This is a genomic window from Kitasatospora sp. LaBMicrA B282 (genome assembly GCF_050325825.1).
Classification (GTDB): Bacteria; Actinomycetota; Actinomycetes; order Streptomycetales; family Streptomycetaceae; genus Kitasatospora.
On the sequence record NZ_JBNQTI010000006.1, the window covers coordinates 120331 to 133841 of the forward strand.

The window sequence follows — 13511 nt, forward strand, 5'->3', positions numbered from 1 at the left end:
GTCAGCTCCCTGCGGTGGTACGGGCCGGGGAACCGGCCATCAGGTCGACGAAGCGGTCGAAGAGGTAGGCCGCGTCGTGCGGGCCGGCTGCCGCCTCGGGGTGGTACTGGACGCTGAAGGCGGGCGTGTCCAGGCACTGCAGGCCTTCGACGACATCGTCGTTCAGGCAGATATGCGAAACCTCTACTCGCCCGAACGGGGTCTCGCTCACCCGGTCGATCGGCGCCTCCACGGCGAAGCCGTGGTTGTGCGCGGTGACCTCGACCTTGCCGGTGGTGCGGTCCTGCACCGGCTGGTTGATGCCGCGGTGACCGTACTTCAGCTTGTAGGTGCCGAAGCCGAGCGCGCGGCCCAGGATCTGGTTGCCGAAGCAGATCCCGAAGAACGGGGTGTTGCGACCGAGCACCTCGCGCAGCACCGCGACCTGGTGGTCGGCGGTGGCCGGGTCGCCCGGGCCGTTGGAGAAGAAGACGCCGTCCGGGTTCACCGCGTAGATGTCCTCGGCGGTGGCGTTCGCCGGCAGCACGTGCACCTCGATGCCGCGCTCGGCCATCCGCTGCGGGGTCATCGCCTTGATGCCCAGGTCCACGGCGGCCACGGTGAACTTCTTCGTGCCGACCGCCGGCACCACGTAGGGCTCGGTGGTGGCGACCTCGGCGCACAGGTCGGCGCCCTTCATCTCGGGTGCCTGGAGCACCCGGGCGAGCAGCTCGGACTGCTCGGCCAGCGCCGGGCCGGAGAAGATGCCGACCCGCATCGCGCCGCGCTCGCGCAGGTGGCGGGTGAGCGCGCGGGTGTCGATGCCGCTGATCCCGACCACGCCCTGGTCGGCCAGCTCCGCGTCGAGCGGGCGCTGCGAGCGCCAGTTCGACGGCACCCGGGCGGGGTCGCGGACCACGTAGCCGGCGACCCAGATCCGCTTCGACTCGGGGTCCTCGTCGTTGACGCCGGTGTTGCCGATCTGCGGGGCCGTCATGACCACCACCTGGCGGTGGTAGGACGGGTCGGTCAGGGTCTCCTGGTAGCCGGACATGCCGGTGCTGAAGACCGCCTCGCCGAAGGTCTCGCCGATCGCGCCGTACGCCTGTCCGCGGAAGGTGCGACCGTCCTCCAGCACCAGCACGGCAGGCACACGCTCCCGCCAGGAGCGGTTGGTGGGGGCAACTGCGGTCATGGTGTTACGCCTTCCGTCCTCGTCGTACCCGCCGTGGCGGTACGTGTTGCAAGTTGCGCTATCGCCGTGACCCACGCGGCGTGCTCGTCCGGGTGGTCCAGCCGGAAGCCGGACTCCAGTTCCCGCTCGGCCAACCGCCAGCCGACCACCAGCAGCCCCGAGGGGACCACCTTGCCGGCGATCCCGGAGTCGGTCCGGGCGCCGGTCAGCGCCTCGGCGGGCACCCAGAGGTCGGTGGCACCGGGGCGGCGGGCCAGCAGGCCCTGCTCGGTGAGGGTCAGCTCGGCCAGGCTGCGGGTGCCCAGGCCGTGGGCCACCACCCGGTCCAGCCAGTTCCCGGCGGTGGTGCTGCCGTGGTACCGCCCGCTGCTCTCCAGGATGGGCGTGCCGGTCTCGCTCGGCACGGCAGGCAGCGCCGACAGGTCGGACTGCAGGGTGCGGCGCCAGTTCCAGCCCTGCCGCATCAGCCAGTAGACGACCACGATCAGCAGCAGCAGGCCGACCGTCCAGCCGAGGTAGCCCGGCCAGTCGTGCACCTTGGCCTGTTCCATGGCCAGCAGCTGCGGGCCCGTCAGCCGGGCGCTCACGCGGGCTCGCCCGGCTCGACCAGCTCGCCGGCCAGCACGGTGGCCGTCCCGCGCAGGAAGGTGGCGTGCACCCGACCCGGCAGGTCGAGCCCCCGGTACGGGGTGTTGCGGCTGCGGGTGGCGAAGCTCTCGGGGTTCACGGTGCCACGGTACGCGGGGTCGAAGAGCACCAGGTTGGCCGGCTCACCGACCGAGACGGGGCGGCCGTGGCCGGTCAGGCGCCCGATCCGGGCCGGGCGGTGCGACATCCGGTCGGCCACGCCCTCCCAGGTCAGCAGGCCGGTGTCGACCATCGCCTGCTGCACCACGGAGAGTGCGGTCTCCAGGCCGACCATGCCCATCGCGGCGGCCGCCCACTCGCAGTCCTTGTCCTCCGCCGGGTGCGGGGCGTGGTCGGTGGCCACCGCGTCGATGGTGCCGTCGGCGAGCGCGGCGCGCAGCGCCTTGACGTCCTCGGCGGTGCGCAGCGGCGGGTTGACCTTGTAGACCGGGTCGTAGCTGCGGACCAGCTCGTCGGTGAGCAGCAGGTGGTGCGGGGTCACCTCGGCGGTGACGTCCCAGCCCTTGGCCTTGGCCCAGCGGATGATCTCCACCGAGCCGGCCGTGGAGACGTGGCAGACGTGCAGCCGGGAGCCGACGTGCGCGGCCAGCAGCACGTCCCGGGCGATGATCGCCTCCTCGGCCACCGCCGGCCAGCCGCCCAGGCCGAGCTCGCCGGAGACCTGGCCCTCGTTCATCTGGGCGCCCGCGGTCAGCCGCGGCTCCTGGGCGTGCTGGGCCACCACGCCGTCGAACGCCTTCACGTACTCCAGCGCGCGCCGCATGATCACCGCGTCGTCCACGCACTTGCCGTCGTCGGAGAAGACCCGCACGCCGGCCGCGGAGTCGTGCATCGCACCGAGCTCGGCGAGCTGCTTGCCCTCCAGGCCGACGGTGACGGCGCCCACCGGCTGCACGTCGCAGTAGCCGGAGGCCTGGCCGAGCCGCCAGACCTGCTCCACCACGCCGGCGGTGTCGGCCACCGGGAAGGTGTTGGCCATCGCGTGCACCGCGGTGTAACCGCCCTTGGCGGCCGCCTGGGTGCCGGTCAGCACGGTCTCGGCGTCCTCCCGGCCCGGCTCGCGCAGGTGGGTGTGCAGGTCGACCAGACCAGGCAGCACGATCAGGCCGTGCGCGTCGATGTCGACGTCGGCCTCGACCGCCAGACCGGTGCCGATCGCCTGGATCACTCCGCCGTCGAGGTGGATGTCCTGGGCGGGGCCGCCCAGGATCTGGGCGTTGCGGATCAGGTAACTGGTCACTGGGCGGCCTCACTCTGGTTGGTGCTGTGGTTGTCGGCGAGGGTGGCGCCGCCGAGCAGGAGGTACAGGACGGCCATCCGGATCGAGACGCCGTTGGCCACCTGCTCGATCGCGGTGCAGCGCGGCGAGTCGGCCACCTCGGCGGTGATCTCCATGCCGCGGACCATCGGCCCGGGGTGCATCACGATCGCGTGCTCGGGCAACTTGGCCAGCCGGCCGGCGTGCAGCCCGTAGCGGCGCGAGTACTCGCGCTCGGTGGGGAAGAAGGCGGCGTTCATCCGCTCGCGCTGGACCCGCAGCATCATCACCGCGTCGCTCTTGGCGAGCGTGGCGTCCAGGTCGTAGGAGATCTCGCAGGGCCAGTTCGCGATGCCGATCGGCAGCAGGGTGGGCGGGGCCACGAAGGTGACCTGGGCGCCCAGGGTCTGCAGCAGCAGCGCGTTGGAGCGGGCCACCCGGCTGTGCAGCACGTCGCCGACGATGGTGATCCGGCGCCCGGCGAGGTCGTTACCGAGGCCGGGGTTGAGGTGCCGGCGCATGGTGAAGGCGTCCAGCAGCGCCTGGGTGGGGTGCTCGTGGGTGCCGTCACCGGCGTTGATCACGCTGCCGTGCAGCCAGTCGGACTGGGCGAGGCGGGCCGGTGCGCCGGAGGCGTGGTGGCGGATCACCACGGCGTCGGCGCCCATCGCCTGCAGGGTGAGCGCGGTGTCCTTCAGGCTCTCGCCCTTGGAGACCGAGGAGCCCTTGGCGGCGAAGTTGATGACGTCGGCGGAGAGCCGCTTCTCGGCGACCTCGAAGGAGGTCTTGGTGCGGGTGGAGTCCTCGAAGAAGAGGTTGACGACGGTGCGGCCGCGCAGCGTGGGGAGCTTCTTGACGGCCCGACCGGAGAGCTGGGCCAGCTCCTCGGCGGTGTCCAGGATCAGCAGCGCGTCGTCGCGGCTGAGATCGGCGGCGGAGACGAGGTGGCGCTTCACGGGGTGCTACTCCGAGGGGGTGGGGGCGGCGGCCAGGGCCTGCGAGCTGCGGGCGGTGTAGTCGCGGTCGCCGACCAGGACGGCGTCCTGGCCGTCGGTGTCGGCGAGCTTGACCTGGACGGCCTCGCGCAGCGAGGTGGGCAGGTTCTTGCCCACGTAGTCGGCACGGATCGGCAGCTCGCGGTGGCCGCGGTCGACCAGGACGGCGAGCTGCACGGCGCGGGGGCGGCCGATGTCGCCGAGGGCGTCCAGCGCGGCGCGCACGGTGCGGCCGGAGAAGAGGACGTCGTCGACCAGGATCACCAGGCGCCCGTCGATGCCGTCGGCCGGGATCTCGGTGTGCTCCAGGGCGCGGGCGGGCTTCAGCCGCAGGTCGTCCCGGTACATGGTGATGTCGAGGGTGCCCAGCGGGATGTCGCGGCCGGTGATCTGCGTGAGCTTGGCGTGCAGCCGGCGGGCGAGGTGGACCCCGCGGGTGTGGATGCCGAGGAGGACGACGTCCTCCGCACCCTTGGCGCGCTCCACGATCTCGTGGGCGATCCGGGTGATCACCCGGGCGATGTCAGCGCCGTCCAGGACCTGGTGCGGCGGACGCGGTGTGTCGGTCTGTGTGGTCATGCCGAAGCGGACCTCCTTCCCCGCCTCACGGGACGGGCCTTAAAGGATGTCTGATGGATGGCTCCCCGGTGACAGCGGTCGCCTCGCCCATGCTAGCAGGACGATCACCGCACGCTCGCCGTCGGCCGTGTCGTGTTCACGCAGAGGTAGCGGACCATTCGCACGACTGCCCCATTCGGCTTGACGCAGCTACCTTACTCTACGTAACCTCACAGTGAGTTACGGAGCGGCCGTCGAACCCACCGGTAGGACGCCCGGGAAGCAGGGTCACCCCTCACTCCCCCGTGACCGACATGATCAAGGAATTCTCGTCCGGGGAGAACAATGTCCAGCGACTACGCGAAGCAGCTCGGAGGCAAACTCCGAGCGATCCGCACTCAGCAGGGTCTCTCCCTGCACGGCGTCGAGGAGAAGTCCCAGGGACGCTGGAAGGCGGTCGTCGTCGGCTCCTACGAGCGTGGCGACCGCGCTGTGACGGTGCAGCGGCTGGCCGAGCTCGCCGAGTTCTACGGTGTCCCGGTGCAGGAGCTGCTGCCCGGCGGCACCCCGGGTGGCGCCGCCGAGCCGCCGCCGCGCCTGGTGCTGGACCTGGAGAGACTGACCCAGGTCCCGTCCGAGAAGGCCGGCCCGCTGCAGCGCTACGCGGCCACCATCCAGTCCCAGCGGGGTGACTACAACGGCAAGGTGCTCTCGATCCGCCAGGACGACCTGCGCACCCTGGCCGTGATCTACGACCAGTCGCCCTCCATCCTCACCGAGCAGCTGATCAGCTGGGGTGTGCTCAACTCCGACGCGCGCCGCGCGGTTCGCGAGGAGGACGCGAGCTGATCAGCGGCCGGTCCGGCCACTGAAGAAACGTCACGGCGCGGTCCCGGGGGACCGCGCCGTCGGCGTGTCCGGATGCGCCCGGCGCGCGAGCCGGGCCAGGGGCTCGCCCGGCGGCTCCCGGGCCTCAGGCGGTCGCGCGGGGCGCGCGGACCTCAGGCAATCGCGCGGGGCGCGCGGGCCAGCTGGCGCGACTGCGCGACCAGGCGGCCGGCGGAGTCCCAGATCTCGCAGTCCTCCTCGAAGTGGCCGCCGGCCAGGTTCCGGGTGGCGTGGCTGACCCGCAGCCAGCCCGGCGCCGGCACCGCCCGCAGGTGCACGGTCAGCTCCACGGTCGGCGCCCAGCCGGGCAGCCCGAGGTCGAAGGTGACCGGCGGCAGCGCGTCGGCCACCAGTAGCAGCGCGAGCGGGTCCGGCTCGCGGCCGTCGGCCAGCTTGAACCAGCCCTGGATCCGCCCGGTGCGGGACGGCTGCCCGACCGCCCAGCCCACCGTGGCCGGGTCCAGCCGCAGGTCGAACCGCTGCAGCAGGGCGGCCTCGGTGAGGAACTCGCGCGGCGCGTGCTCGGTGCCGATGCACTGCTCGACCGGGGGCAGCTGCGGCGGCTCGGCCAGCGTGTGCACCTCGCCGCCGAGGGCGGCCAGCTCTCCGTAGCTCGCCAGCACTCTGAGCCGCTCCACCGGGGTGCCGGTGGCGTCCTCCTGGTAGAGCGAGGCGGTCGCGGTGGAGACCGAGCGGCCGCGCCGGACGATCTCGGTGCGCACCGTGAGCGGGCCCGGGTGCGAGGTGGTCAGGTAGTAGCAGCTGATCGAGAGCGGGTCCGGGTGGCCGGGCAGCGCCTGGCGCAGCGCGTTGGCGGCCACCGCCAGCAGCAGCCCGCCGTTGATCCCGCCACCGATCTGCCAGCCGCTGCCGAGCTCGCCGTGGTACCCGCCCGCACCGTCCGGCGCCAGGGCGATCGCCCGGTCGAACTCGCTGTCGATCGCGGTCACTGTGGTCATGGCAAAGGCACCCTTCGGGCGAGCTCCTGGCTTGCTACTGGTCAGTAACAACATACGCGCGAAGACCGCCGGACCGGAAGGTCCGACGGTCTTCGAAGGGGGTGCCCCCGGGTCGGGGGGCCGCCCGGAGCCGTGCCTCAGCTGCGGCGGATGCTGTCCTTCAGCTCCATGAAGCGGGCCAGCAGGCCGTTCACGAAGGCCGGCGAGTCGTCCGTGGAGAACTCCTTGGCGATCTCCACGGCCTCGTCCAGGACGACCGCGTCCGGGACGCCGTCCTCCCAGATCAGCTCGTAGGCGCCGAGCCGCAGGACGTTGCGGTCCACCACCGGCATCCGGTCCAGCGTCCAGCCGACCGCGTAGGTGGAGATCAGCTCGTCGATCCGGCGGGCGTGCTTGGTGTAGCCCTCCACCAGCTGCATGGTGTACTCGGTCACCTGCGGCACACCCTCGTCCGGCTTGGGCTCGCGGCCCCGGGCCACCCAGCCGGCGAGCACCGACAGCGGGTCGACGCCCCGGCCGTCGGCTTCGAAGAGGATCTGGAACGCGTGGGTGCGCGCCTTGGTGCGTGCAGAAGCCACGGTTACTTGACCCGGCCGAGGTAGCTGCCGTCGCGGGTGTCGACCTTGACCTTCTCGCCGGTGGTGATGAAGAGCGGGACCTGGATCTCGGCACCGGTCTCCAGCGTGGCCGGCTTGGTGCCACCGGTGGAGCGGTCGCCCTGGACGCCCGGCTCGGTCTCGGAGATGACCAGCTCGACGGCGGCCGGGAGCTCGACGTAGAGCGGGCTGCCCTCGTTCTGCGCGACCAGGGCCTCGAAGCCCTCGAGCAGGTACTTGGCGGCGTCGCCGACGACACCCGGCTCGATGGTGACCTGGTCGTAGGTGTCCATGTCCATGAACACGAAGTTCTCCCCGTCCTTGTAGGAGAACTGCATGGTGCGCTTGTCGACGTTCGCGGTGTCGACCTTGACGCCGGCGTTGAAGGTCTTGTCGACGACCTTGCCGGTCAGGACCTCCTTGAGCTTGGTGCGCACGAAGGCCGGGCCCTTGCCGGGCTTGACGTGCTGGAACTCCACGACGGTCCAGAGCTTGCCGCCGTCGAGCTTGAGGACCATGCCGTTCTTGAGATCATTCGTACTAGCCACGGGCGCACTTACTCCTGGATATAGCTGTCAAAGAACCGAGTGGTGCCGGGCCGGTCGACCGAAGCCGGCGGTCACAGGGCGAGGAGCTCCTTGGTGGTGATGGTGAGCAGCTCGGGACCGCCCTCTTCGAGCGGACGGACCACGAGCGTGTCCTCGATCCGGACCCCGCCCCGGCCCGGGAGGTGAACCCCCGGCCCGACGGTGACCGGCACGCGGTTGTCCAGTTTACCCATCTCGCCGGGTCCCAGCTGCGGCGCCTCCCGCACCTCGAGGCCCACACCGTGCCCGAACGGCCGCGGCCGCTCCTCGTGGTGACCGCCGGCCCGCAGCACCTCGCGCGCCACCAGGTCCGGAGTGCCGCCCGGCACCCCTGGGGCCAGCGCCTCCCGCCCGGCCCGCTGGGCCTCGAAGACCAGTCGGTGCAGCTCCACCTGCCAGGGCGCCGGGGCCGCGCCGATCACGAAGGTGCGGGTCGCGCAGACCGTGTAGCCGCGGTACTGGGCGCCGAGCGAGACGGTCAGGAAGTCGCCCTCCTCGACCCGGCGGTCGGTGGGCAGGTGGTCGCTGCGCCCCGAGTGGCCGCCGGTGCCGACCGAGACCGGGAAGCCGGCCCGGTCCGCGCCGTGGTCGATCATCCGGCGCTCCAGCTCCATCGCCAGGTGCCGCTCGGTGCGACCGACCAGGATCGACTCCAGCAGCTCGCCGAGCGCCTGGTCGCCGATCTCGGCGGCGATCCGCAGCTCGGCCAGCTCCTGGTCGTCCTTGACCACCCGCAGCCGCTCCACGGCCCGGTTCAGGTCGGTCAGCCGCACCCCGGCCGCCTGCTCGGCGATCGCCCGGTGCCGGGTGACGGTCAGGTCGTGCTCCTCCACCGCGAGGTCGGCCACCCGCAGGCCAGTGGCGGCTGCGGCGGCGGCCTCGGCGGTGTCCTGGTCGGGGGCGGCCACCAGGTGCGGCAGCTCGGCGGCGTAGGGGTGCTCGCCGGTGTCGTCGGGCGGCAGCTCGGCGGGCAGCGCCAGCAGGGCGCGGTCCCGGGTGAGCAGCAGGGTGGCGCCGCAGGGGGCGCAGCCGGTGAGGTACCGGACATTGGCGGGCTTGGTGACCAGTGCCGCGTCCGCCCCGCCCGCGCTGCAGTACTGGCTCAGCCGCTCACGGCGGGCCGCGTGCGCATCGGACATATACGGCAGCCTAGGCAGTCCGGGGCGGGCCCGCCCGTCGAGCTGGGCCGGGCGGGGACGGCGACGGGCGGCGGACGGGGACAACGGGCAGGGCGGCGACGGGCGGGGGCGACGGCTTCGGCGCGGTGGCCTGCCCGGTGCGGGCCGGGGTGGTCAGATGGGCGGGTGGAGTGGATCACGGCGCCCGAGTACTCGCTGAGCCGGCTGGTGCTGCTGCGCCTGCTGGCCGGCGTCTACCTGGTCGGCTTCCTGGCCGCCGCCCGGCAGTTCGAGGCGCTGATCGGCGAGCGCGGAATGCTGCCCGTGCCGCGCTACCTGCGCTACCGCGGCTTCCGGGAGGCGCCGAGCCTGTTCCAGTTCGGCTACTCGGACCGGGCCTTCGCCGCCGTGGCCTGGGGCGGGGCGGCGCTGGCCGCGGCGGTGGCCGCCGGGCTGGCGGACCTGGTGCCGCTCTGGGCCTCGATGCTGTGCTGGCTGCTGCTCTGGGTGCTCTACCTGTCGATCGTCAACGTCGGGCAGACCTGGTACTCCTTCGGCTGGGAGTCGCTGCTGCTGGAGGCCGGGCTGCTGGCCGTCTTCCTGGGCAACGCGAAGGTGGCGCCGCCGGTGCCGGTGCTCTACCTGTTCCGCTGGCTGCTGTTCCGGGTGGAGTTCGGCGCCGGGCTGATCAAGCTGCGCGGCGACCGTTGCTGGCGGGACCTGACCTGCCTGCGCTACCACCACGAGACCCAGCCGATGCCCGGCCCGCTCTCCTGGTACTTCCACCACCTGCCGATGCCGCTGCACCGGGTCGAGGTGGCCGCCAACCACCTGGCCCAGCTCGGCCTGCCGGTGCTGCTCTTCGCCCCGCAGCCGATCGCCTCCTGGGCGGCCGGCGCGATGGTGGTCACCCAGCTCTGGCTGATCGCCTCCGGCAACTTCGCCTGGCTCAACTGGCTGACCATCGCGCTGGCGTTCGGCGCGCTGCGGCTGCCGGGCGGGCACCGGGACACCGCGCAGGCGCCGCTCTGGTTCGCGGTCCTGGTGCTGGCCTTCACCGCGCTGGTGGTGTGGTTGAGCTACTGGCCGGCCCGCAACCTGCTCTCCCGCGGCCAGCTGATGAACTACTCCTTCAACCGGCTGCACCTGGTGAACACCTACGGGGCGTTCGGCAGCATCAACCGGATCCGCTTCGAGGTGGTGCTCGAGGGCACCATCGACCCGCGCCCGACGCCGCAGACCGTCTGGCGGGAGTACGGCTTCCGCGGCAAGCCCGGCGAACTCGGCCGCCGGCCGCGCCAGTTCGCGCCCTACCACCTGCGCCTGGACTGGCTGATGTGGTTCGCCGGGATCTCCCCGAGCTACGCCCGCCCGTGGCTGCGACCGCTGGTGGAGCGGCTGCTGGCGGGCGACCGGGCGACGCTGCGGCTGCTGCGGCACAACCCGTTCCCGGACCGACCGCCGACCCTGGTCCGGGCGGTGCTCTACCGCTACCGGTTCACCACCCGGGCCGAGCGGCGGGCGAGCGGCGAGTGGTGGCGCCGGAGTCGGGTGCAGCTCTACCTGGCGCCGATGGCCCGGCGCTGACGGCCCGGTTGTGACCACTGCCGTCCACCATCACCACCGGGCCACCGGACCACCAGCCCTACCGCACCTCCAGCACCACCTTGCCGAGCGCGCCACGGGACTCCAGCAGCGCCGCAGCCTCCCCGGCCCGCTCCAGCGGGAACACCGCCGAGGCCGGGCGCAGCCGCCCCGCGGCCAGCAGCCGCCACAGCTCGGCCCGCACGTCGGCGATCACCTCGGGGCGGTGCCGGGACAGCTGTCCCATCGACATGCCGATCACCGAGGCGCAGGCGCCGAGCACCGCACCGGCGTCCAGGGTGCCGCCGTACCCGGCCAGGGTGACCAGCCGGCCGAACGGGCGCAGCGCGCCGAGGGCCCGGTTCGGCAGCACCTCGCCGCCGGCCCCCTCCAGCACCAGGTCGACCGGGGCGCCCCAGTCGGCGTCCGGGTAGCAGACCACCTCGTCGGCGCCGACCGAGCGCAGGAAGTCGGCCTTCGCGGGACTGGAGACGGCGGCCACCACCCGGGTCGCACCGAGCTCCTTGGCCAACTGCACGATCAGGTGCCCGACCCCGCCGGCGGCGTTGGTCACCAGCACCGACTCACCGGCCGCGAAGCCGCCGACCCGCAGCGCTGCGAGCGCCACCAGGCCACCGTGCACCACGCCGAGCGCATCGGCGGCGGCCGCCTCCTCGGGCACCGGGCTGATCAGCGCGGGCACGGCGAGCAGCTGCTCGGCATAGACCTCGGCGGCGATCCCACCGACCCGGTCGCCGACCTGATACTCCGTCACCCCATCACCCAGCGCAGTGATCCGCCCGACGAACCCGCCGCCGGGCGAACCGGGCAGCGCCGGCTCACCGACCCCGGCCAGCATCTTCAGCAGCATCAGGCTGACCCCGGCCGCCTCGGTGCGGACCAGCACCTCACCGGGCCCGGGCTGCGGCTCGGCGACCTCGTCAACCTGGAGCACCTCAGCGCCGCCGTACTGGTGAAACCTGACCTTGCGCATTCGCGCGCCTCCCCCGTCGAGTACCGTTGGTAGTCCCAACGATAGCAGAAACCGTTGGGGCCACCAACGATTTCTCTCCCCCTTTTTCTCCTCCCCCTATCCCCTCCCCGACTCCCGGAGGCGACGATGTCCGAGCCGACCGAGGCCCCGACCACCCCGTTCAGCGCGTTGCGGACCCTGCCCAGCTGGCTGCTCGGCCGGGCCGGCGCACTCGGCCATCGGCTGGTCGCCGAACGGCTGGCCGAACTGGACTGCCGGATGGGCCACCACGCGGTGCTCTGCGCGGTCGCCGAGTTCGGCCCGCTCGCCCAGGCCGAACTGGCCCGGACGGTGCGGATCGACCCCAAGGACCTGGTCGGGGTGCTCAACGAGTTGCAGGCCAGGGAACTGGTCCGGCGCGAGAAGGACCCGCGGGACGCCCGGAAGAACGCGATCGTCCTGACCCCCGCAGGCGCCGACCTGCTGGCGAGGCTCACCGCCCTGCTCGGACAGGCCAACGAGGAGTTGCTCGCCCCCCTCGACCCGGCCGAGCAGGCGCAACTGCTCGCGCTGGTGACCCGGGTGATCGAGGGGCGAGTCCAGGGATAGCCTCAGGCCGCCTGGCAGCGGGGGCACCAGAAGAGGTTGCGGGCTGCGTGGGCCTCGGTCCTGACCTCCGTGCCGCAGACCAGGCAGGGCTGGCCGGCTCGGCGGTAGACGTAGACCTCGCCGCCGTGGTCGTCGACCCGGGGCGGGCGGCCCATGGCCTCGGGGGTGTGTTCCGGGCGCACCGTGTCGATCCGGCCGATCGCCGCGCCCTCGCGCATCAGCGTGACCAGGTCGCCCCAGATCAGCTCCCACTCCGGCGCGCGCAGGTCGCGCCCGGCGCGGTGCGGGGCGATGCCGTGTCGGAAGAGCACCTCGGCCCGGTAGACGTTGCCGACGCCGGCCAGCACCTTCTGGTCCATCAGCAGCGCGGCTACGGTCGTGCGGCTGCGGGCGATCCGCTGCCAGGCGCGGTCCGGCTCGGCGTCGGTGCGCAGCGGGTCGGGGCCGAGCCGGGCGTGCACCGCGTCCTTCTCGGCGGGGGTGAGCAGCTCGCAGGTGGTCGGGCCGCGCAGGTCGGCGTACTGCTCGTCGTTGGCCAGGCGCAGCCGGATCAGGCCGACCGGCGCGGGTGCGGGAGCAACGCCGAAGGTGACGGTGCCGTACAGGCCGAGGTGGATGTGCAGCCAGCGGCCGCCGAAGTCCAGGAAGAGGTGCTTGCCGTCCGCCTCGGCGCCGTGCAGCGGCTGCCCGTCGACCAGCCGGGCCCCGTCGGCGAACCGGCCCTGCGGGCTCGCGACCTCGACCGGGCGGCCGCCGAAGGCCGTCCGGTACTGGGCGGCGAGCCGGTGCAGGATGTGGCCTTCGGGCATGGTGGGACTCTCCGGGGAAGGGGCAGGGGGTCAGCGGACCGGGTGGCCGGCCAGTCGGGCGGCGATGATCCGGTCCAGGGCCTCGGCGGTCGCGGTGACGTCGAGCTGCGAGTTGTCGATGATCGGCAGGCCGGAGTTGTACCAGCCGGCCATCCGGCCGTGGATCTGCGCCACCTCCTCGTCACTGAGCCGCCGCTGCCCGCTGCGCCGGGCGTTGCGGGCCAGCACGATGTCCAGCCCCGGCAGCAGCACCACCGGGATCATCCCGGGGCCGATGTGCCGCTTCCAGCCGCCGAGGCCGATCGCCGGGCGGTCCGGGAAGACCGCGTCGTCGATGATGCAGGAGATTCCGTTGGCCAGGTAGTTCCGGCAGGCGAAGCCGCAGGTGCGGCGGGCCAGCCGGTACTGGGCCTCGGAGGCGTTGTTCCAGCCGGACTTCGGGTTGGCGAAGCCGGACCGCACCCATTCGCGCACGTCGTCCAGGCTGATGTGCGCGGTGGGGGCGACCCGGCGCTCGGCCCAGAGCCGGGCCACGGTGGTCTTGCCGGCACCGGCCGGGCCGATCAGCAGCACCGCCAGCGGGCCGGGCTGCGGCTGTGCCGTGGGCGGCAGCTGGACCGGTGCGCCGGTGGGCATCACGAAGTGTCCGGTGCTGCCGGGCGGCACGGCGGCGCTCGGCGCGCTGACCTGCGGGCGCGGCGGGGCGGCGGCGGCCGGCGGCTGACCGACCGTCAGTGCGGGGCCGGCCGCCGGGG

General features: G+C 72.8%; 15 protein-coding genes. 3 read left to right on the forward strand and 12 right to left on the reverse strand.

The features are described from left to right. Position 1: 1 nt before the first annotated feature. The 5 genes from carA to pyrR are packed head-to-tail and all read right to left on the reverse strand — an operon-like array spanning position 2 to position 4654. On the reverse strand, positions 2 to 1174 hold the full coding sequence (gene carA / locus ACQRUO_RS03535) for a glutamine-hydrolyzing carbamoyl-phosphate synthase small subunit (RefSeq protein ID WP_428314197.1): 1173 nt from the start codon (positions 1172 to 1174) through the stop codon (positions 2 to 4). Next, positions 1171 to 1725, reverse strand: a complete 555-nt coding sequence (locus ACQRUO_RS03540; RefSeq protein WP_428314212.1) for a hypothetical protein — start codon at positions 1723 to 1725, stop codon at positions 1171 to 1173. The genes carA and ACQRUO_RS03540 overlap by 4 nt, the downstream gene beginning before the upstream one ends. Before the next feature lie 32 nt (positions 1726 to 1757). Beyond that, complete coding sequence (locus ACQRUO_RS03545; protein ID WP_428314198.1) at positions 1758 to 3062, reverse strand: dihydroorotase; 1305 nt, start codon at positions 3060 to 3062, stop codon at positions 1758 to 1760. Further along, on the reverse strand, positions 3059 to 4036 hold the full coding sequence (locus ACQRUO_RS03550) for an aspartate carbamoyltransferase catalytic subunit (RefSeq protein WP_428314199.1): 978 nt from the start codon (positions 4034 to 4036) through the stop codon (positions 3059 to 3061). The genes ACQRUO_RS03545 and ACQRUO_RS03550 overlap by 4 nt, the downstream gene beginning before the upstream one ends. 6 nt (positions 4037 to 4042) lie before the next feature. Further along, a complete protein-coding gene (gene pyrR, locus ACQRUO_RS03555) occupies positions 4043 to 4654 on the reverse strand; it encodes a bifunctional pyr operon transcriptional regulator/uracil phosphoribosyltransferase PyrR (protein WP_428314200.1) in 612 nt (203 codons plus the stop codon). Positions 4655 to 4978: 324 nt separating this feature from the next. On the opposite strand from pyrR, the gene ACQRUO_RS03560 reads away from it, so the two are divergent. Further along, entirely contained in the window at positions 4979 to 5482 is a 504-nt protein-coding gene (locus ACQRUO_RS03560) for a transcriptional regulator BldD (RefSeq protein ID WP_035840801.1), read from the forward strand. 152 nt (positions 5483 to 5634) lie between these two features. Here the strand turns inward: ACQRUO_RS03560 and ACQRUO_RS03565 are convergent, their stop codons facing one another. The 4 genes from ACQRUO_RS03565 to ACQRUO_RS03580 all read right to left on the reverse strand — a co-directional run bounded on the left by ACQRUO_RS03565 (position 5635) and on the right by ACQRUO_RS03580 (position 8802). Further along, the gene (locus tag ACQRUO_RS03565) at positions 5635 to 6480 is read right to left on the reverse strand and encodes a thioesterase family protein (protein WP_428314201.1); all 846 of its coding nucleotides are present in this window, start codon (positions 6478 to 6480) and stop codon (positions 5635 to 5637) included. A 137-nt stretch (positions 6481 to 6617) separates the two neighbouring features. After that, positions 6618 to 7058: a transcription antitermination factor NusB gene (gene nusB / locus ACQRUO_RS03570; protein ID WP_428314202.1), complete on the reverse strand. Its 441-nt coding sequence runs from the start codon at positions 7056 to 7058 to the stop codon at positions 6618 to 6620. A 2-nt stretch (positions 7059 to 7060) separates the two neighbouring features. Then, a complete protein-coding gene (gene efp / locus ACQRUO_RS03575; protein WP_428314203.1) occupies positions 7061 to 7624 on the reverse strand; it encodes an elongation factor P in 564 nt (187 codons plus the stop codon). A gap of 71 nt (positions 7625 to 7695) precedes the next feature. Then, positions 7696 to 8802 (reverse strand): M24 family metallopeptidase, encoded by a 1107-nt coding sequence (locus ACQRUO_RS03580; protein WP_428314204.1) that lies wholly within the window; start codon positions 8800 to 8802, stop codon positions 7696 to 7698. Positions 8803 to 8967: 165 nt separating this feature from the next. On the opposite strand from ACQRUO_RS03580, the gene ACQRUO_RS03585 reads away from it, so the two are divergent. Next, positions 8968 to 10368, forward strand: coding sequence for a lipase maturation factor family protein (locus ACQRUO_RS03585; RefSeq protein ID WP_428314205.1), 1401 nt, complete (start codon positions 8968 to 8970; stop codon positions 10366 to 10368). A 58-nt stretch (positions 10369 to 10426) separates the two neighbouring features. On the opposite strand, the gene ACQRUO_RS03590 is transcribed toward ACQRUO_RS03585, so the two are convergent. Continuing rightward, the gene (locus ACQRUO_RS03590) at positions 10427 to 11359 is read right to left on the reverse strand and encodes a quinone oxidoreductase family protein (RefSeq protein ID WP_428314206.1); all 933 of its coding nucleotides are present in this window, start codon (positions 11357 to 11359) and stop codon (positions 10427 to 10429) included. A gap of 126 nt (positions 11360 to 11485) precedes the next feature. Here ACQRUO_RS03590 and ACQRUO_RS03595 point away from each other — a divergent pair, with 126 nt between their 5' ends. Then, the gene (locus tag ACQRUO_RS03595) at positions 11486 to 11947 is read left to right on the forward strand and encodes a MarR family winged helix-turn-helix transcriptional regulator (protein WP_428314207.1); all 462 of its coding nucleotides are present in this window, start codon (positions 11486 to 11488) and stop codon (positions 11945 to 11947) included. A gap of 2 nt (positions 11948 to 11949) precedes the next feature. Here ACQRUO_RS03595 and ACQRUO_RS03600 read toward each other — a convergent pair whose 3' ends face one another. Then, a complete protein-coding gene (locus tag ACQRUO_RS03600) occupies positions 11950 to 12756 on the reverse strand; it encodes an Fpg/Nei family DNA glycosylase (RefSeq protein WP_428314208.1) in 807 nt (268 codons plus the stop codon). Positions 12757 to 12786: 30 nt separating this feature from the next. Further along, positions 12787 to 13511, reverse strand: a 725-nt coding sequence (locus tag ACQRUO_RS03605; protein WP_428314209.1) for an AAA family ATPase, incomplete at its 5' end; no start/stop codon positions are given.

What these genes read in the sequence shown, in the direction of transcription:
- ACQRUO_RS03595 (WP_428314207.1), top strand. Translation starts at nt 11,486, where the DNA reads ATGTCCGAGCCGACCGAGGCCCCGACCACCCCGTTCAGCGCGTTGCGG.
- ACQRUO_RS03590 (WP_428314206.1), bottom strand. Translation starts at nt 11,359, where the DNA reads ATGCGCAAGGTCAGGTTTCACCAGTACGGCGGCGCTGAGGTGCTCCAG.
- ACQRUO_RS03540 (WP_428314212.1), bottom strand. Translation starts at nt 1,725, where the DNA reads ATGGAACAGGCCAAGGTGCACGACTGGCCGGGCTACCTCGGCTGGACG.
- ACQRUO_RS03600 (WP_428314208.1), bottom strand. Translation starts at nt 12,756, where the DNA reads ATGCCCGAAGGCCACATCCTGCACCGGCTCGCCGCCCAGTACCGGACG.
- ACQRUO_RS03565 (WP_428314201.1), bottom strand. Translation starts at nt 6,480, where the DNA reads ATGACCACAGTGACCGCGATCGACAGCGAGTTCGACCGGGCGATCGCC.
- pyrR (WP_428314200.1), bottom strand. Translation starts at nt 4,654, where the DNA reads ATGACCACACAGACCGACACACCGCGTCCGCCGCACCAGGTCCTGGAC.
- ACQRUO_RS03580 (WP_428314204.1), bottom strand. Translation starts at nt 8,802, where the DNA reads ATGTCCGATGCGCACGCGGCCCGCCGTGAGCGGCTGAGCCAGTACTGC.
- ACQRUO_RS03560 (WP_035840801.1), top strand. Translation starts at nt 4,979, where the DNA reads ATGTCCAGCGACTACGCGAAGCAGCTCGGAGGCAAACTCCGAGCGATC.
- carA (WP_428314197.1), bottom strand. Translation starts at nt 1,174, where the DNA reads ATGACCGCAGTTGCCCCCACCAACCGCTCCTGGCGGGAGCGTGTGCCT.